At 70.5% G+C, this 17375-nt stretch carries 18 protein-coding genes; 14 read left to right on the top strand and 4 right to left on the bottom strand.

The window, feature by feature from the left end:
• Positions 1–19: 19 nt before the first annotated feature.
• Complete coding sequence (locus GLX30_RS15725) at positions 20–610, bottom strand: rhomboid family intramembrane serine protease (protein WP_159688811.1); 591 nt, start codon at positions 608–610, stop codon at positions 20–22.
• Positions 611–719: 109 nt separating this feature from the next.
• Between GLX30_RS15725 and GLX30_RS15720 the strand changes: the two genes are divergently transcribed.
• Positions 720–1382: a UbiX family flavin prenyltransferase gene (locus GLX30_RS15720; protein WP_159695061.1), complete on the top strand. Its 663-nt coding sequence runs from the start codon at positions 720–722 to the stop codon at positions 1380–1382.
• On the opposite strand, the gene GLX30_RS34350 is transcribed toward GLX30_RS15720, so the two are convergent.
• Positions 1379–1525 carry a hypothetical protein gene (locus GLX30_RS34350; protein ID WP_167306828.1) on the bottom strand — a complete coding sequence of 49 codons (147 nt, stop codon included), beginning with the start codon at positions 1523–1525 and terminating at the stop codon, positions 1379–1381. The genes GLX30_RS15720 and GLX30_RS34350 overlap by 4 nt on opposite strands.
• A 130-nt stretch (positions 1526–1655) precedes the next feature.
• Here GLX30_RS34350 and GLX30_RS15715 point away from each other — a divergent pair, with 130 nt between their 5' ends.
• From GLX30_RS15715 to GLX30_RS15690, 6 genes are all read left to right on the top strand, one after another.
• On the top strand, positions 1656–2111 hold the full coding sequence (locus tag GLX30_RS15715; RefSeq protein WP_005313883.1) for an Lrp/AsnC family transcriptional regulator: 456 nt from the start codon (positions 1656–1658) through the stop codon (positions 2109–2111).
• A 50-nt stretch (positions 2112–2161) separates the two neighbouring features.
• Positions 2162–3325, top strand: coding sequence for an aminofutalosine synthase MqnE (gene mqnE / locus GLX30_RS15710; RefSeq protein WP_005313880.1), 1164 nt, complete (start codon positions 2162–2164; stop codon positions 3323–3325).
• A gap of 74 nt (positions 3326–3399) precedes the next feature.
• Complete coding sequence (locus GLX30_RS15705) at positions 3400–3924, top strand: GNAT family N-acetyltransferase (RefSeq protein WP_159688806.1); 525 nt, start codon at positions 3400–3402, stop codon at positions 3922–3924.
• 64 nt (positions 3925–3988) lie between these two features.
• Positions 3989–4285, top strand: coding sequence for a DUF4229 domain-containing protein (locus tag GLX30_RS15700; RefSeq protein ID WP_159688802.1), 297 nt, complete (start codon positions 3989–3991; stop codon positions 4283–4285).
• 296 nt (positions 4286–4581) lie between these two features.
• On the top strand, positions 4582–5955 hold the full coding sequence (locus tag GLX30_RS15695) for a dicarboxylate/amino acid:cation symporter (RefSeq protein WP_159688799.1): 1374 nt from the start codon (positions 4582–4584) through the stop codon (positions 5953–5955).
• 436 nt (positions 5956–6391) lie between these two features.
• Complete coding sequence (locus GLX30_RS15690; RefSeq protein WP_159688796.1) at positions 6392–7069, top strand: TetR/AcrR family transcriptional regulator; 678 nt, start codon at positions 6392–6394, stop codon at positions 7067–7069.
• Here the strand turns inward: GLX30_RS15690 and GLX30_RS15685 are convergent.
• Positions 7038–7841, bottom strand: coding sequence for a MaoC/PaaZ C-terminal domain-containing protein (locus GLX30_RS15685; protein ID WP_159695060.1), 804 nt, complete (start codon positions 7839–7841; stop codon positions 7038–7040). The two genes, GLX30_RS15690 and GLX30_RS15685, sit on opposite strands and share 32 nt — an antisense overlap.
• A gap of 442 nt (positions 7842–8283) precedes the next feature.
• Between GLX30_RS15685 and GLX30_RS15680 the strand changes: the two genes are divergently transcribed.
• Entirely contained in the window at positions 8284–10206 is a 1923-nt protein-coding gene (locus GLX30_RS15680; protein WP_244258166.1) for an AMP-dependent synthetase/ligase, read from the top strand.
• Positions 10207–10409: 203 nt separating this feature from the next.
• Here the strand turns inward: GLX30_RS15680 and GLX30_RS15675 are convergent, their stop codons facing one another.
• Positions 10410–10613 carry a cold-shock protein gene (locus tag GLX30_RS15675; RefSeq protein WP_003967102.1) on the bottom strand — a complete coding sequence of 68 codons (204 nt, stop codon included), beginning with the start codon at positions 10611–10613 and terminating at the stop codon, positions 10410–10412.
• Positions 10614–10907: 294 nt separating this feature from the next.
• Here GLX30_RS15675 and GLX30_RS15670 point away from each other — a divergent pair, with 294 nt between their 5' ends.
• From GLX30_RS15670 to GLX30_RS15645, 6 genes are all read left to right on the top strand, one after another.
• On the top strand, positions 10908–11783 hold the full coding sequence (locus tag GLX30_RS15670; protein WP_159688791.1) for a menaquinone biosynthesis protein: 876 nt from the start codon (positions 10908–10910) through the stop codon (positions 11781–11783).
• 85 nt (positions 11784–11868) lie between these two features.
• Positions 11869–13539 carry a serine/threonine-protein kinase gene (locus GLX30_RS15665; RefSeq protein ID WP_159688787.1) on the top strand — a complete coding sequence of 557 codons (1671 nt, stop codon included), beginning with the start codon at positions 11869–11871 and terminating at the stop codon, positions 13537–13539.
• A 75-nt stretch (positions 13540–13614) separates the two neighbouring features.
• Positions 13615–14814, top strand: coding sequence for a cyclic dehypoxanthinyl futalosine synthase (gene mqnC / locus GLX30_RS15660; protein WP_159688783.1), 1200 nt, complete (start codon positions 13615–13617; stop codon positions 14812–14814).
• A gap of 7 nt (positions 14815–14821) precedes the next feature.
• A complete protein-coding gene (locus GLX30_RS15655) occupies positions 14822–15421 on the top strand; it encodes a hypothetical protein (protein WP_159688780.1) in 600 nt (199 codons plus the stop codon).
• Positions 15422–15606: 185 nt separating this feature from the next.
• Positions 15607–16302 (top strand): demethylmenaquinone methyltransferase, encoded by a 696-nt coding sequence (locus GLX30_RS15650; RefSeq protein WP_159688776.1) that lies wholly within the window; start codon positions 15607–15609, stop codon positions 16300–16302.
• Positions 16303–16312: 10 nt separating this feature from the next.
• Positions 16313–17245 carry a glutaminase gene (locus GLX30_RS15645; protein WP_159688773.1) on the top strand — a complete coding sequence of 311 codons (933 nt, stop codon included), beginning with the start codon at positions 16313–16315 and terminating at the stop codon, positions 17243–17245.
• Positions 17246–17375 lie beyond the last annotated feature (130 nt).

The raw sequence follows: 17375 nt of genomic DNA, 5'->3' as shown, positions 1-17375 counted from the left end.
CCGGCCGTCGCCGGACGGCTCAGGCCCGGACGCGGCTGCGGAAGACGAACGCGGCCCCTGTGCCGGCGAGCAGGCCGAAGAGGTGGCCCTGCCAGCTCACGCCCGTGTTCGCCGGGGAGAGGCCGAGCAGTATCGAACTGCCCCAGACCGCGCCGATCAGCAGGCCCACGCTCACGTCCAGCAGTTTGCGCTCCACGAACCCGCGCACCACGAGGTAGCCGAAGAGGCCGAAGACCAGGCCGGAGGCGCCCGCGGTGTTGGCCCCCGACGGGGAGAACAGCCAGACGCCGAGGCCGGCCACCAGGATGATCATCAGCGCCACGGCGAGGGAGCGGCGCACGCCGGTCAGCGCGGCCAGGAAGCCGAAGACCAGCAGCGGGACGGTGTTGGCGGCGAGATGGGCGAAGCCGAAGTGCATGAACGCCGACGGCACGATGTCGACCAGTTCGCCGGGCTCACGGGCCACCACGCCGTAGGAGTCGAGTGCGTGTCCCGTCGCCACGTCCACCGCTTCCAGCACCCACAGCAGCGCGACGAAGGCCAGCACCAGCTTGGCCGCGGCCCTGGCCCGCTCCGATCTGCCCCACTCGGTCGCTTCTGTACGGCTCATCGTCGCCCCCTGCGTGTGCACGCGCTTGTGTGACGGGAACGTCCCGCGCACCGTGCCCGGTTCCGCTTTCGCGCCGCCGGATAGGCTCGGCGGTGTGGACCAGCAAGAAATGAACAGTCGACGGCCCTGGGTCGTGGGGGTGTCCGGTGCTTCCGGCACGCCGTACGCGGCCGCCGTGCTGCGCGGTCTGCTGGCCGCGGGAGAGAGCGTGGACCTGGTGGTCAGCAGGGCCTCGCGACTGACGCTGCTCGACGAGACCGGTATCGCCTTCCGGGACGCGCACTGGCAGGAGGACCTGCGGCAGTGGCTGGCCCGGGGAGCCGACGGGAAGCCGGACAGCTTCGACGTCGATGTGAGCGACGTGCGGCACTGGGCGGCCGGAGACCTCGCCGCCGGGCCGTCGTCGGGTTCGTACCCGGTCAAGGGAATGCTGATCGTGCCGGCGTCGACCGCCTGTGTGGCGGGTGTGGCGCTCGGGCTCTCGAAGGACCTGCTGCAGCGTTCGGCGAGCGTGACGCTCAAGGAACGGCGCCCGCTCGTGGTCGCCGTGCGGGAGACCCCGCTGAACGGACAGACGCTGAAGCACCTGGTCACGCTGGACGAGGCGGGCGCTGTCGTGCTGCCCGCCTCTCCGGCGTTCTACGCGGGGGCGACGCACATCCAGGATCTGGTGGACTTCGTCGCGGGGCGGGTGCTCGACGCGGCAGGGGTGCCGCATCGGCTGTACCGCCGCTGGAAGGGGGAGCTGGGTGGTGGCTCCGGAGGCGATTAGCGCTTCTTGCCGACGCGCGGGACGCGGGCCGTGGTGGCCTTGCGAGCGGCAGAGTGCTGGTGGGCACGCGAGCGGTTGGCCAGCTCCTGCAACTGTCGCATGTGGGCGTAGGCCATCTCGATCGTGTACACGGTGAGTGTCATCTCCTGTATGGATCGTGATCCTGTGGGATCAGCTCTGATCATTTGAGTAAATCGCAGGGTGTCGACCCTGTGTACCTTAGATTCTACACGTATACTCGCGGTATCGCTGAATAATGGAAGGCTCAGGCATATGGACGCCGTGGACAGGCAGCTCATCCAGGCCCTGCGCGAGAACGGCAGGGCTTCGTACGCCGAGCTCGGCCGGCTCGTGGGGCTCTCGGGCCCCTCCGTCACCGACCGCATCAACCGCCTGGAAGCGGCGGGCGTCATCACCGGGTACCGCGCCACCGTCGACGCCCGCTCCCTGGGGCTCGGCGTCACGGCCCTGATCGGCATCTCGCTCTCCGACGCCGCAGACCACGAGGACGTGGCGCGCAGGCTGAAGGACCTGGCGGAGATCGAGGACTGCTGGTTCATCGCCGGCGACGATTCGTACATGCTCAAGGTTCGCGCGAGCGACGTGGACGGCCTCGAGAAGACGATCCGCCGGCTCTCCGGGACGCGCGGCGTCTCCCGCACGCGGACCACCATCGTGCTCTCCACCAAGTGGGAGAACCGGGTCGGCGACCTGCCGGAGGAGAGCTAGGGATACCGTGGGTGGAGCCCGATTGGTAGACGTATGGGAGGCGGCCCGAAGTGGACGCAGGACTCAAGCGCGAGCTCGAGGAGAAGGTCCGGGCCGGTGAGCGGCTGACGCGTGAGGACGGCATCGCCCTCTACGAGTCGGACGACCTGGCATGGCTCGGCGGCCTCGCCCACGAGGTGCGCACCCGCAAGAACGGCGACGTCGTCCACTTCAACGTCAACCGCCACCTCAACATGACCAACGTGTGCACCGCGTCGTGCGCCTACTGCTCGTTCCAGCGCAAGCCGGGCGAGAAGGACGCGTACACCATGCGCATCGAGGAGGCCGTCCGCCTCGCCAAGGCGATGGAGGGCGAGAACCTCACCGAGCTGCACATCGTCAACGGGCTCCACCCCAACCTGCCCTGGCGCTACTACCCGCGCTCGCTCTCCGAGCTGAAGAAGGCCCTGCCGAACGTCTCGCTGAAGGCCTTCACCGCCACCGAGATCCACCACTTCGAGACGATCTCCGGGCTCAGCGCCTCCGAGATCCTCGACGAGCTCATCGAGGCCGGTCTGGAGTCGCTGACCGGCGGCGGCGCCGAGATCTTCGACTGGGAGGTCCGGCAGCACATCGTCGACCACCGCACCCACTGGGAGGACTGGTCGCGCATCCACCGCCTGGCGCACGAGAAGGGCCTCAAGACCCCCTGCACCATGCTGTACGGGCACATCGAGGAGCCGCGCCACCGGGTCGACCATGTGCTCCGGCTGCGTGAACTCCAGGACGAGACCGGTGGTTTCCAAGTCTTCATCCCGCTGCGCTACCAGCACGACTTCGTCGACATGCAGGACGGCAAGGTCCGCAACAAGCTCCAGGCGCGCACCACGATGGCGACCGGCGCGGAGGCGCTCAAGACCTTCGCCGTGTCGCGACTGCTGTTCGACAACGTGCCGCACGTCAAGGTCTTCTGGGTGATGCACGGTGTGCAGACCGCCCAGCTCGCTCTGCAGCACGGGGCGGACGACATGGACGGCTCGGTCGTCGAGTACAAGATCACGCACGACGCGGACAACTACGGCACGCCGAACAAGCTGACCCGCGACGACCTGCTCGACCTGATCCGCGACGCCGGTTTCCGTCCCGTGGAGCGCAACACCCGCTACGAGATCATCCGCGAGTACCCGGGCCCCGACGCCGACCGCCGTGAGTCGCCGCAGCCCATGCGCGTCTGAGACCCGGACCGCGTCCGTCTCGCTCTGCGAACCCCGGCCCCGGCCGGGGTTCGCCGTTTTCTACGCTGGCCCGCATGGCCCTCACCTTCGAACTCGACCCGGCCCTCACGACCGAGCTGCGGGACGGTGTCGTCGCACTCTGGACGGACGTCAGCAACGCGGGCGGCGCAGTCGGCTTCGTCCCGCCGGTGACGGCCGAGGACGTCCGGCCGGGGTGGCTGGGCCACCTCACCGCCATCGCCGAGGGCCGGATGCGGCTGCTCGTCGGCCGCGACGAGGCCGGCGCTGTCGCGGCCACCGCCTTCCTCGCCTTCAACACCCACCGCCTGATGAAGCACTGGATCTGGCTCTACACGGTGATGGTCCACCCGGGCCACCAGGGCAAGGGGTACGGACGCGACCTGATGGCCGCCGCCGCCGAGGCCGCCCGCGGTTTCGAAGGCATCGAGGCGATACGTCTCACCTGCCGCGGCGGCACCGGTGCCGACCGCTTCTACGCTGCCTGCGGCTACAAGGAGGTCGGCCGGGTGCCGGGGGCGATCCGGGTCGGCGAGGGCGACGACCGCGACGACGTCATCATGCTGCTGCCCCTTGGCTAGCCCTTCGGCGCGGCGTGCTTCACTGGACGGGCACCCACGTCGTACGCAAGGAAGAAGGCCCGCCGTGTCCGCTGCAAGGACGAGTGCCGCGATCAAGTACACCGCACTGCGTCTGGCGATCTTCGTCGGCTGTTTCGTCGTCGTCGTCGGACTGGTCCAGGTCGGCGCCCTGCCCAAGGGACTCGGCGACTCCAACTTCGTCTGGGTCGTGCTGCTCGCGCTCGTGCTCTCCGCGCCGCTCAGCTTCGTGCTGCTGCGTAAGCAGCGTGACGCGATGTCCGCCCAGATCGTCACCAAGGTGGACAGCGCCAAGGCCCGTCTCGAGGCCAACCGCAAGCAGGAGGACGGCATCACCCAGTAGGGCGGGCCGACGGTCACCCGGCAGGGCGGGCCGGCAGGGGGCCCAAAGGGGAGCTTTGAGCTTCGATAAGTTCAAGTGTTAACGTATTCGGCGTGAAGACAGCAGTGCGCCACCCGGACGCCGCGAGCCTCCTGCTCGTGGCGCGCCTGCATGTCGATCTGTGCCGCTGCATGTCCGCGGTCTGTTGCCGCCACATCTGACAACCCGGCATCACGCAGCGGCGCCGCGCCCTTCCGCGCACGGGCGCCGCACCCCGTCCCCCTGTACTTCCCGAACGCCATCACTGGAGTGCGTCCGTGTCCGCGAACACCGCGTCCACCCCTGCCGGAAAGCAGTCCGGCTCCGGATTCCGTATACCCAAGGTCCCCTTCTGGGCCCAGATCGTCGCCGGTCTGGCGCTCGGCGTCCTGCTCGGCGCCCTCGCCCGCAGCCAGGACATCGGCTGGCTGAAGGACACCCTCGACCAGGTCGGCTCGATCTTCGTCCAGTTGCTGAAGCTGGCCGTCGCGCCGCTCGTGTTCTTCGCCATCCTGGTGTCGATCACCAACCTGCGGAAGGTCAACAACGCCGCACGGCTGGCCGGGCGCACGCTGCTGTGGTTCATGATCACGTCGCTGATCGCCGTCGCCATCGGCCTCGTCATCGGACTGGTCACCGACCCGGGCGCGGGCACCGGCCTCACTCCGAAGGACGGCCGGAAGCCGGAGAACGCCGGAACCTGGATCGACTTCCTGACCGGCATCGTCCCGACGGACATCATCACGCCGTTCACCGAGCTGGAAGTGCTCCAGATCGTCTTCATGGCAGCCGTCGCCGGTATCGCCGCACTCAAGCTCGGTGACCGCGCCAAGCCGATCCTCGACCTGAGCGAGTCGGTGCTCGAGCTGCTCCAGAAGGCCCTGTGGTGGGTCATCCGCCTCGCACCGATCGGCACCGTCGGCCTCATCGGCTTCGCCATCGCCGACTACGGCTGGGAGCTCATCGGCAAGTACGCCACCTTCACCGCCGACGTCTACATCGGGTGCGCGCTGGTCCTGTTCGGCGTCTACCCGCTGCTGCTCGCGACCGTCGCGAAGGTCAACCCCGTCCAGTTCTTCCGGGGCGCCTGGCCGGCCATCCAGCTGGCGTTCGTCTCCCGCTCCTCGGTCGGCACCATGCCCGTCACCCAGAAGGTCACCGAGCGTCTCGGCGTCCCGAAGGAGTACACGAGCTTCGCGGTCCCGTTCGGCGCGACCACCAAGATGGACGGCTGCGCCGCCGTCTATCCGGCGCTCGCCGCGATCTTCATCGCGCAGATCTTCGACGTGCAGCTCGGCATCCAGGACTACCTGCTGATCGCCTTCGTCTCCGTGGTCGGCTCCGCCGCCACCGCCGGTCTGACCGGCGCCACGGTGATGCTGACGCTGACCCTGTCCACCCTGGGCCTCCCGCTGGAGGGCGTCGGTCTGCTGATGGCGATCGACCCGATCCTGGACATGATGCGCACCGCCACCAACGTCGCCGGCCAGGCGCTCGTCCCCGTCATCGTCGCGGCGCGTGAGCAGATCCTCGACCACGACGCGTACAACAGCGCCACTTCCTCGCCGATCGACGACATCGACGGCGGGAACGAGGCCGGCACCGACGCAGTGACGGCCGAGGAGAAGGGGACCGTGCCGGTCCCCGCCTGACGCCCCATGCGTCCGGCGGTCGTTGCGACCGCCTCCCTCGTGGGCCTCTCCCGTCAGCGGGTGAGGCCCGCGGTTCTGTGCGGGGCGATGCGGCCCGGCGCGAACCGCCCGTTCGCCACGGCCTGCCGCCGATGGACCTCCGGCAGGTCGGGCATAGTGATCGAAAGGGCATGAAGCAGATCCGGCCCTGATCCACCGACGGTCCCGGCCCCTCGTGAAGCCGGGAACGCAGACCGTGTGCTGTGTCCGCCTCGCCGCGGGCACAGCACACGCATGTCCGGGGCGAACCGGATACGGCCGAGACCCGTCGCGCGCGGTTGACCCCGCCGCGCGGAGTGGACCTTAATGCGGGCCATGAACGCCGCTATGACGCAGTCAACTGCCAGGGTCGTAGGCTTACTGCTGAGTAAGGGCACGGGGCGGGAGGAACACTGAGATGAGTGCGGTGAAGAGCGCGAGGACCAAGCGCATGCCGCGGGCCGTGCGCGAGCAGCAGATGATGGACGCCGCCGTGCGGACCTTCGGACAGCTGGGCTACCGGGCCGCCTCCATGGACGAGATCGCGGAACTCGCCGGTGTGTCCAAGCCCCTGGTGTACCTGTACCTGAATTCCAAGGAGGAGCTCTTCACCGCCTGCATCAGGCGGGAGGCGCAGCGGCTGACCGAGGCCGTGCAGGCGGCGATCCAGCCGGGGCTGACGGCGGATCAGCAGATGTGGGCGGGTCTGGAGGCCTTCTTCCGCCACACGCAGGAGAACCCCGACGGCTGGTCGGTGCTGCACCGCCAGGCGCGTACGCACGGCGAGCCGTTCGCGGCGGAGGTCGCGCGGATGAGGGCGGAGATCGCCGCCTTCGTGACCGTGCTGATCGGCGCGGCGGCCGAACAAGGTGTTCCTCCGGCGCCGGGAACGGCGGGCTCGCACCGCAGCTCCGAACTGGCCGACCGGGACATCGAAGGCCTCGCCCAGGCGCTCGTGGGGGCCGCGGAGTCGCTCGCGGGGTGGGCGAACGACTCCGGCGGCATCTCGGCGAAGGAGGCCGCCGGCCTCCTGATGAACTTCGCGTGGACCGGCCTCGGCGGCCTCATGCAGGGGGAGCGCTGGTCTCCCCGGTGAGGTGCACGCGGTCGCCGCTGCGCAGTTGGAAGCGCGTGCCGCCCGGGGCGGTGAGTGCCGCGTAGGTGACATCGGCGGGCAGCAGCACCGGCGCCCGGAACTCGGCCCGCGCGCCCTTGGCGGGCCCACCGGCCTGCTCGGCCTCCGCCAGGCAGCGGGCGAACGTCCACATGCCGTGGGCGATGGCGCCGGGGAATCCGAAGAGCCGCGCCGTGAACGGGTGCAGGTGGATCGGGTTGCGGTCACCCGAGACGGCGCCGTAGCGGCGGCCGAGGTCGCCGGGGACCCGCCACCCGGTCACGGCGGGCAGCGGCTCGGCGGCGCGGGCGCTTTCCCGCGGGCCGTCGTCACCGGTGCGGTGCCGGGCGAGATAGGAGCTGCGGGACTCCCACACCAGCTCGCCGTCGAGCCGCGCCCGGGTCACCATGACCACTTCGGTGCCGCGCCGGTGCGGGACCAGTTCCTCGGCGTGCACCGTGAGTTCGGGCCGGTCGGCCGGCATCAGCGCAGGCCCGCGCCGGTTGATCTCGATACGGGTGTGGACCAGGCCGAGGAGCGGCAGCGGGAAGGCGCGGTCGGCCATCAGCCGCATGGCGAGCGGGAATCCGAGGATGTGCGGGTAGGGGAGCGGCAGCGGCCCGCCCGCCGGGAAGCCGCAGACGTCGGCGTACGCGGCGAGTCGCGCGGCGTCGGTACGGGCGCCGGGCAGGACCAGCCGGGTGCCGGGGAGCTGCGCCCCGGCGTGGACACGGCGCTTCAGCGGCGACAGCATCGCCCCGCGGACGAGCAGCGGCGTGAGGGCGGGGGGCGAGGCGAGGGTGGTCCGCACGGTCACGCCCCCGACAGGTTCCGGCCGCGGACACGTGGCTCGGGGCCTGCCACGCAGGGTTTCACCGCCGCGACGCCGTTCATGATTCCGGCCTCGCCCCTCGCGTGAGCGGTCCGGCCGACGGCCTGCCGGGGACGTTCGGACAGCGATCGGGCATTGTCCTGGCTCCTGCTCGGTCGTAGATTTACTCCTGAGTAAGGTTACTCAGAAGTCAGGAGATGGTCGAGACGGCGGCGACGACACCCCGCAGTACGCGAGGCCGGGCCGCGGAACCAACTCCCGCCGGGCCGCGGACGGACGGGACGTCACCGCGGTCGCCGAACGCGCGTGAGCCGGCCGGCCCTTGCGCAGCACGCCTGTCAGCCTTCATGACGAGGAGCCGCACGTGTCAGTCGATCTGGTTGTTCCCGGCGGTGCGCCCGTGCCGGTGGAGCCGCACAAGAAGCTGGTGGACGGCGTCGTGAGGGAGGTCTCCGTGCCGGCGCTCGTACCGGCCGTCACCCACGGCTCGCTTGCCGACATCCCCTTCCACAACGCCCGAGAGGCTCCCGGCGAAGCCGTCCTCAGCGTCAAGGACGCGGGCGGAGCCTGGCAGGACGTGAGCGCGGCGCAATTCGCCGAGGACGTCCTCGCCGTGGCGAAGGGGCTGATCGCCGAAGGGCTCGTACCCGGCGACCGGGTCGCGATCATGTCCCGTACGACGTACGCATGGACGCTCCTCGACTTCGCCGCATGGGCGGCCGGCCTCGTCACCGTCCCCGTCTACCCGACCTCCTCCGCCTTCCAGGCCCGCTGGATCCTTGAGAACTCAGGAGCCGTCGCCTGCGTCGTCGAGAGTGCCGCGCAGGCCAGGACGATCAGTCAGGAACGCAGGCAACTCCCCGGTCTGACCCACCTGTGGGCGTTCGACACCGGGGCCGTCGCCCACCTCCGCGAGGCGGGTGAGAAGGCCGGGATCCCGGACGCCGTCGTCACGGCACGCAGGGCCGGACTGTCGCCGGACGCCATCGCGACGCTGATCTACACCTCGGGCACCACCGGCCGCCCCAAGGGCTGCGTGCTCACCCACGCGAACTTCTTCGCCGAGGTCGACAACGCCGTCGAACTGCTGTACCCCGTCTTCAAGTCGCTCAGCAAGGAACCCGCCTCGACCCTGCTCTTCCTGCCCCTCTCCCATGTCTTCGGCCGCATGGTCGCCATCGGCTGCCTGCGCGCCCGGGTGCGGCTCGGACACGCACCCTCGATCCGGACCGAGGACCTGCTCGCCGATCTGGCCGGTTTCCGGCCGACGTTCCTGCTGGCGATCCCGTACGTCCTGGAGAAGGTCTTCAACACCGGCCGGGCGACGGCGGAGAAACTCGGCCGCGCCTCCTCGTTCGACCGCGCCGCGAGAATCGCCCGGCGCTACGGGCGGGCAGTTGAGGCGGCGGAGCACGGCACCGGCCCTGGCCCTTCGCTCGGCCTCAGGGCGGCACGGGCCCTGTACGACCCGCTGGTCTACCGCCGGATCCGGGCGGCCCTCGGCGGCAAGGTCCGGTACGCCATCTGTGGCGGTTCGCCCCTGGGCAGCCGTCTCGCCTCGTTCTACGCGGGTGCCGGTATCGAGGTCTTCGAGGGGTACGGGCTCACCGAGACCACGGCCGCCTCGACCGTGACCCCGCCGCTGCGGCCCCGGCTCGGCACGGTCGGCCGGCCGATGCCGGGCACGGCGGTGCGCATCGCCGACGACGGCGAAGTGCTGCTGCGCGGCGGCCAGGTCTGCGCCGGCCACTGGGACGCGGAGCGCGGCGAGGCCGTACCGCTGACGGACGCCGAGGGCTGGCTGGCCACCGGCGACCTGGGCGCCCTCGACGACGACGGATACCTGACGATCACCGGGCGCAAGAAGGACATCATCATCACCTCCGGCGGCAAGAACGTCGCTCCCGCGCCGCTGGAGGACTGGCTGCGCGCGCATCCCCTGGTGTCCCAGTGCATGGTCGTCGGCGACAACCGCCCGTACATCACCGCCCTGCTGACGCTGGAGCAGGACGGCCTCGACCACTGGCGGCGGATGAAGAAGAAGGTGCATCTGCCCCTGGCCGACCTGGTCCGGGACGAGGAACTGCTCGCCGCGCTGCAACGCGCGGTCGACGAGGCCAACCGGCTGGTGTCCCGGGCGGAGTCGATCCGCCGCTTCACGGTGCTGACGGTGGACTTCACCGAGGAGAGCGGGCATCTGACGCCGTCACTGAAGCTCAAGCGCTCGGAGATCGCCCACGACTTCGAGACCGACATCGAGGCCCTCTACGACGGCCGGCGCGACTGAGCGCCCTCTCGGGAGGCCCCGGGTCGGCGTCGGATCTGCCGCAGATCCGACGCCGGCCGGTGGAGAGGCGGGAAAGATCCGGGAAAGGGCCGGGAAAGATCCCGGAGAGGCCCTGGAAAGGCAGGAGCCCCGGCTCCGTACGACGTACGGGGACGGGGCTCCTTGGGTACTGCTAGTCGTGCGCGATCGCCGACCCTGGCTGACTAGGCCGGGGTGACGTTCTCCGCCTGCGGGCCCTTCGGGCCCTGGGTGACGTCGAAGTTCACGACCTGGTTCTCCTCGAGGGAGCGGAACCCGGACGCGTTGATCGCGGAGTAGTGGACGAAGACATCCGGGCCGCCGCCGTCCTGGGCGATGAAGCCGAAGCCCTTTTCAGCGTTGAACCACTTGACGGTTCCGGTAGCCATAAGCCCTCCTATGGGCCAAAGGGTTGCCCTGCTCCAGAACCTGCAAGAAGTCTGAAAACTACAAAAGCCTGCGGGTTACATGCTCCGCAGGCTCTGTACTGCAAGGGAAACCAAACTGCAACTTGCGTCGAGCCTAGCACGCAGCGTGTGCGCAGCGGTAGAGGGAAAGATCACGTCACCCGGACGTTTGACCGACCCTCGCCGCGCTGACGAAGCCCAGCTCGGACGGGTCGCGCCCGGCAATCGCGGCGACCCGGCGGGGAGGGATCCGGGGGACGGGTCTAGCCTCACGATGTGGACAGTCTTGGAGAAAGCACAGCAACCGACCTCCGTCGCAGCCGGCCGCGTGTCGGTCACATCCAGTTCCTGAACTGCCTCCCCCTTTACTGGGGGCTTGCCAGGACCGGAACTCTCCTCGATCTCGAACTGACGAAGGACACCCCGGAGAAGCTCAGCGAACGGCTGGTGAGGGGCGAACTCGACATCGCGCCCGTCACGCTCGTGGAATTCCTTCGCAATGCCGACGAACTCGTCGCCTTTCCCGACCTCGCGGTGGGCTGCGACGGTCCGGTGATGTCCTGCGTGATCGTGTCGCAGCTTCCGCTGGAGCAGCTCGACAAGGCCAGGGTCGCGCTCGGCTCGACCTCCCGCACGTCGGTACGGCTGGCCCAACTGCTGTTGGCCGAGCAGTACCAGGTCGCCCCCGACTACTACACGTGCCCGCCCGACCTCGGCGTGATGATGCAGGAGGCCGACGCGGCCGTCCTGATCGGCGACGCCGCGCTGCGGGCCTCCCTCCACGACGCACCCCGCCTCGGCCTCCAGGTCCACGACCTCGGGCAGATGTGGAAGGAGTGGACCGGACTGCCGTTCGTCTTCGCCGTCTGGGCCGCGCGCAAGGACTATCTGGCCCGTGAGCCCCTCGTGGTGCGCAAGGTGCACGAGGCCTTCCTCGCCTCGCGGGACCTGTCCCTCGAAGAGGTCGGCAAGGTCGCCGAACAGGCGGCGCGCTGGGAGGCCTTCGACGCGGAGCTGCTGGAGCGTTACTTCACGACGCTGGACTTCCGCTTCGGTCCGGACCAGCTCGCGGGCGTCACGGAGTTCGCCCGCAGGACCGGCCCGACGTCCGGCTTCCCGGCGGACGTGAAGGTCGAACTCCTCGGCAGCTGACCGGATTCCCCGCCCGGCCCGGCCGCCCCCGGCAGCCCCTAGGCTGAGGGCCGACGGGCGCAGGATGCCGAACGGGGGAGTTCAGATGCAGCCGCTTGATCCCGGCGAGCCGCGCAGCATCGGCGCGTACCGGCTGCTGGGCAGGCTCGGTGCGGGCGGAATGGGACGCGTCTATCTGGGACGCAGCGCCGGCGGGCGCACCGTCGCGGTCAAGGTCGTCCACCCGCACTTCGCGCTCGACGACGAGTTCCGTGCCCGCTTCCGGCGTGAGGTGGAGGCGGCGCGCCGGGTCGGCGGCGAGTGGACCGCTCCGGTCCTCGACGCCGGCCCCGACGAACCGGTGCCGTGGGTGGCGACCGGGTACGTCGCCGGACCCTCCCTCACCCAGGCGGTCACGGAACACGGCCCGCTGCCCGTGCACGCGGTGCGGGTGCTGGGCGCGGGGCTGGCGCGCGCGCTGGTCGCCGTGCACGCGCTGGGGCTGGTGCACCGGGACGTGAAGCCGTCCAACGTGCTGCTGACGCTGGAAGGGCCGCGGCTGATCGACTTCGGGATCGCCCGTGCCACGGACGGCACGGCGTCGCTCACCTCCACCGGCGTCTCCGTCGGGTCACCCGGCTACATGTCTCCCGAGCAGATCCTCGGCAAGGGCGTCACCGGCGCCGCCGACGTCTTCTCGCTCGGCGCGGTCCTCGCGTACGCGGCGACCGGCACCGCCCCTTTCCACGGCGACTCCTCTGCCGCGCTGCTCTACAAGGTGGTGCACGAGGAGCCCGAACTCGGTGCGCTGGACGGCGAACTGCGGGACCTGGTGGCCGCCTGCCTGGCCAAGGACCCGGCCGCGCGGCCGGGTCCCGGCGAGATCGCGGACGGGCTGGCCGTCGCCGCGGGGGCGTCCTCGGGGTGGCTGCCGGGGCCGCTGGTCGAGCAGATCAGCCGCGCGGCGGTGGAACTGCTCCACCTGGAATCGCTGCCGGAGCCCCCGCCCGCCCCGCCCGAGGGCGCCGCGTCGGGACCCGTCGCGTTCAGCAGCCCGGCCGTCGGTGTCTTCGGCCCGCCGATCGAACCCGGCCCGCCGGGGCAGGCGCCCGCCGGTTGGGCACCGCAGCCGGACGGGACACCGACCGGCCCGTCCCAGGCGCCGGGAAACGGCTTCTCTGTCACCGCCGCCGGCGGCCGACAGGGCCGCCGGGTCAGCTGCACCCTGGCGCTCACGGTCGCCGGCGCGCTCGCCGCCGTCACGGTCGGCGGTGCCGTGCTGCTCGACCAGTGGCGGGACGGCGCCGGCGGTGCGGACCAGGGCGACACCGGCGCCCGACCACCTGCCGCGACAGCATCGAAAAGCCCGAGCCCCTCCGCCTCCGCCTCCGCCGAGGTCGATGAGGTGCCGGAGGCGTTCCTCGGCACCTGGAGCGGCCCGGCGGTCGAGCGGACCGGCCTGCCGCACGGAACGCTGACCGTCACCTTCACCGAGGGCGGCAAGTTGGACGACGTGGTGCGCACGACGACCTCGATCTCCGTGCTGGGGGTGAGCGTGGAGTGCCACGGCATCGGCAAGCTCGCGGCGGGCAGCACGCAGCGGTCCCTGCGCGTCGAGGAGCGCACCGACCCCGAACGGCCGGGACAGCAGGGCCAGTGCACCTCGGGCAAGGCAGGACTGGTCTTCACGCTCGACGACGACGGGACACTGCGCTACCGGTCCGACGAGGACGCCGCGGGCCGGCCGACCGCCACGCTCACCAGGAAGACCGGCTGACGGGACGGCCGGAGGGGTGGCGTAGCCTGGATCGGTCCGTAGATCCACCGAAAAACCGCCGAAGGGTGACGCCCGGTGACCGAGAAGGCCGATCTTCAGCCCGTCCTGGACCGTGCCGCAGAAGGCGGGCGGATCACGGCAGAGGAAGCGCTCGAGCTCTACCGCTCCGCCTCCCTGCACGCCCTGGGAGCGGCGGCGGACGCCGTGCGCCGGCGCCGGTACGCCGGCACCGAGCACATCGCGACGTACATCATCGAGCGCAACATCAACTACACCAACGTGTGTGTCACGGCGTGCAAGTTCTGCGCCTTCTACGCCGCGCCGAAGGACACCGCGAAGGGCTGGAGCCGTGACCTCGACGACATCCTGCGCCGCTGCGCGGAGACCGTCGAGCTCGGTGGCACGCAGATCATGTTCCAGGGCGGCCACCACCCGGACTACGGCGTCGAGTACTACGAAGAGCACTTCGCGGCCATCAAGAAGGAGTTCCCGCAGCTGGTGATCCACTCGCTCGGCGCGTCCGAGGTGGAGCACATGGCCCGGATCTCCAAGGTGCCCGTCGAAGAGGCGATCACGCGCATCCACGCCGCCGGTCTGGACTCCTTCGCGGGTGCCGGGGCCGAGCTGCTGCCGGAGCGGCCCCGTAAGGCGATCGCGCCGCTCAAGGAGTCCGGCGAGCGGTGGCTGGAGATCATGGAGATCGCGCACAACCTGGGCGTGGAGTCCACGTCCACGATGCTGATGGGCACCGGCGAGACCAACGCCGAGCGCATCGAGCACCTGCGCATGATCCGCGACGTGCAGGACCGCACAGGCGGCTTCCGCGCGTTCATCCCGTACACGTACCAGCCCGAGAACAACCACCTCAAGGGCCGTACGCAGGCCACGCTCTTCGAGTACCTGCGCATGATCGCGATCGCCCGGCTCTTCCTCGACAACGTCGCGCACATCCAGGGCTCCTGGCTCACCACCGGCAAGGAGGTCGGCCAGCTGTCGCTGCACTACGGCGCGGACGACCTCGGCTCGATCATGCTCGAGGAGAACGTCGTCTCCTCGGCGGGCGCCAAGCACCGCTCCAACCGCATGGAGATCATCGACCTGATCCGCAAGTCGGGCCGCGTCCCGGCGCAGCGGACCACGACGTACGAGCACATCGTGGTGCACGACGACCCGGCCGACGACCCGGTCGACGAGCGGGTCGTGTCGCACATCTCGTCCACGGCGATCGAGGGCGGGACGGCGCACCCCGAGCTGAAGCTGCTCGCCTCGAACTGAGGCCGTCTTGCTGACCATTCACGTGGCCGAGGCCTCGCCCGAGCTCGCCGTCCTCGTCGACGGCGCGCAGGTCGCGGCCGTCGGCCCGTTCGAGGAGCTGGCCGCCGTCCGCCCGCAGGCACGGGTACGGCGGTGGCCCGGCATCCTGACGCCGGGGCTGCTCAACCCCTACGGCCCCGAGCTGCTCGAAGCCGCCTACCACCCCGACCCACGCGAGGCCGCCGAGCTGGGCACCGAGCCGATCATCGGGGAGCGGGCGCAGGCACTCTTCCGCGCCGAAGCGTCACGACGGGGTGCGAGCGCACGCCGCGGCGTCCAGAAGCTCCTGGCACACGGAACGGTCGCCATCGCGGGCGAGTTGCGCAGCCGGCCCGCGCTGGACGCCGTACGCCGCGCCGGGCTGGTCGTGGGCGGACGCCCGCCGAAGCTGTCCGGCCCCCCGTCCTTCTCGCCGGTGCCGCTCGTCCTGCTCCCCAAGCCGAACCCGGGAGGGCCCGCCCGGTTCGCGGTGTTCGACGTGCCGGACCGGGCCGAACTGGTGCGGCGTGGGGCGTCGACGTGTGTGGCCACCGTCATCGGCGGCCGGCTGGTCCACCGGAGCAGGTAGCCGGGCGCGGGGCTGCCCGGTCGGCCGTCCGGCCTTGTCCGCCCCTTGACGGCGTCGAGGCACCGCTTCCGCGACCGGCCGCGATACGGCCCACCGGGCTCCTCGGCGGACAGTCGGTCCGTCCCGTGGCGCGCGGGTGGAACCCTGGTCCCTCCCAGGGACGGCTCGGGTTGCACAATGGGTCCGTGACCCGAGCCTCCCTGGAAAAGCAGCCGCACGAAGTCGCCTCGATGTTCGACGACGTGGCGGCCAAGTACGACCTCACCAACGACGTGCTCTCGCTCGGCCAGGCCAGGCTGTGGCGCAAGGAGGTCGCGAAGGCGGTCGACGCCCGCCCCGCCCAGAAGGTCCTCGACCTCGCCGCGGGCACCGGCACCTCGTCCCTGCCGTTCACCGCAACCGGCGCCTACGTCGTGCCGTGCGACTTCTCCCTCGGGATGCTGCGCGAAGGCAAGAAGCGCAACCCCTGGCTGCCGCTCACCGCGGGCGACGCGACGAAGCTGCCGTTCGCCGACGGGGTCTTCGACGCCGTGACGATCTCCTTCGGACTGCGCAACGTCCAGGACACCGACGCCGCGCTGCGCGAGCTGTACCGGGTGACCAAGCCGGGCGGGCGCGTGGTCATCTGCGAGTTCTCGCACCCGACCTGGGCGCCGTTCCGCACCGTGTACGAGGAGTACCTGATGCGTGCCCTGCCGCCCGTGGCGCGGGCCGTCTCCTCCAACCCCGACGCCTACGTCTACCTCGCCGAGTCGATCCAGAGCTGGCCCGACCAGCCTGCGCTCGCCGGCCGCCTCCAGCAGGCCGGCTGGTCCCAGGTCGCCTGGCGCAACCTGTCCGGCGGCATCGTGGCGCTGCACCGCGGCACCCGGCCCCGGTAGGCAACCGGACATGGAGCACCAGGGGATCGCCGTCGACTACCAGGCGGTCCTGGAACAGATCGCGGCCGACATCGCCCCGCTGATCGGCAGCGGCACCCCCGCCGAGTACATCCCGGCCCTCGCTTCGGTCGACCCGCGGCGCTTCGGCATGGCGATCGCCGACGTCAGCGGCACGGTGCACGGAGTGGGGGACTGGCAACACCCCTTCTCCGTACAGTCGATCACCAAGGTCTTCACCCTCGCGCTCGCCCTCGCCGCGGACGACGAGAGCCTGTGGGACCGCGTCGGCCGTGAACCCTCGGGCAACCCCTTCAACTCGCTGGTGCAGCTGGAGTACGAGAACGGGATCCCGCGCAACCCGTTCATCAACGCCGGAGCCCTCGTCGTCACCGACCGGCTGCAGACCCTGACCGGCGACGCGAGCAGCGAACTGCTGGAATTCCTGAGGCAGGAGAGCGGCAACCCGGACCTGGCCTTCGACCCCGAGGTCGCCGAGTCGGAGTCCGCGCACGGCGACCGCAATGCCGCCCTCGCCCACTTCATGGCCTCCTACGGCAACATCGTCAACCCCGTGCCGATACTGCTCGACCACTACTTCTGGCAGTGCTCGATCGAGATGAGCTGCGCCGATCTGACCCTGGCGGCCCGCTTCCTGGCCCGGCACGGACTGCGCGCCGACGGCTCCAGGCTGCTGACCCGCAGCGAGGCCAAGCAGATCAACGCCGTGATGCTCACGTGCGGTACCTACGACGCGGCCGGGGACTTCGCCTACCGGGTCGGGCTGCCCGGCAAGAGCGGGGTCGGCGGGGGGATCGTGGCGGTCGTGCCGGGGCGGTGCACGCTGTGCGTGTGGAGCCCGGGGCTGGACGCGCGGGGCAACTCGGTGGCGGGCGTGGCGGCGCTGGACCGCTTCACGACACTCACGGGGCTGTCCGTGTTCTGAGGCGCCGCCCACTTCCTTTGTGGAAGGGCGAGTTGACGGGAACCGACCGATGGTGAAGATGAGTCAGTTGTCCAAGACAGCTCACGGCTCGTATGCCCTTCGTCCCCGTCTCCCCGTCACCGCTTGCTCT

This window comes from Streptomyces sp. Tu 2975, from assembly GCF_009832925.1.
Classification (GTDB): domain Bacteria; phylum Actinomycetota; class Actinomycetes; order Streptomycetales; family Streptomycetaceae; genus Streptomyces.
The sequence above is the reverse complement of the archived record's forward strand: the minus strand, read 5'-3'. Positions and strand labels throughout refer to the sequence as shown.

What these genes read in the sequence shown, in the direction of transcription:
- GLX30_RS15675 (WP_003967102.1), bottom strand. Translation starts at nt 10,613, where the DNA reads ATGGCTACCGGAACCGTCAAGTGGTTCAACGCTGAAAAGGGCTTCGGC.
- GLX30_RS34350 (WP_167306828.1), bottom strand. Translation starts at nt 1,525, where the DNA reads ATGACACTCACCGTGTACACGATCGAGATGGCCTACGCCCACATGCGA.
- GLX30_RS15725 (WP_159688811.1), bottom strand. Translation starts at nt 610, where the DNA reads ATGAGCCGTACAGAAGCGACCGAGTGGGGCAGATCGGAGCGGGCCAGG.
- GLX30_RS15690 (WP_159688796.1), top strand. Translation starts at nt 6,392, where the DNA reads ATGAGTGCGGTGAAGAGCGCGAGGACCAAGCGCATGCCGCGGGCCGTG.
- GLX30_RS15715 (WP_005313883.1), top strand. Translation starts at nt 1,656, where the DNA reads ATGGACGCCGTGGACAGGCAGCTCATCCAGGCCCTGCGCGAGAACGGC.
- GLX30_RS15665 (WP_159688787.1), top strand. Translation starts at nt 11,869, where the DNA reads ATGCAGCCGCTTGATCCCGGCGAGCCGCGCAGCATCGGCGCGTACCGG.
- GLX30_RS15705 (WP_159688806.1), top strand. Translation starts at nt 3,400, where the DNA reads ATGGCCCTCACCTTCGAACTCGACCCGGCCCTCACGACCGAGCTGCGG.
- GLX30_RS15720 (WP_159695061.1), top strand. Translation starts at nt 720, where the DNA reads ATGAACAGTCGACGGCCCTGGGTCGTGGGGGTGTCCGGTGCTTCCGGC.
- GLX30_RS15685 (WP_159695060.1), bottom strand. Translation starts at nt 7,841, where the DNA reads ATGCTGTCGCCGCTGAAGCGCCGTGTCCACGCCGGGGCGCAGCTCCCC.
- GLX30_RS15645 (WP_159688773.1), top strand. Translation starts at nt 16,313, where the DNA reads ATGGAGCACCAGGGGATCGCCGTCGACTACCAGGCGGTCCTGGAACAG.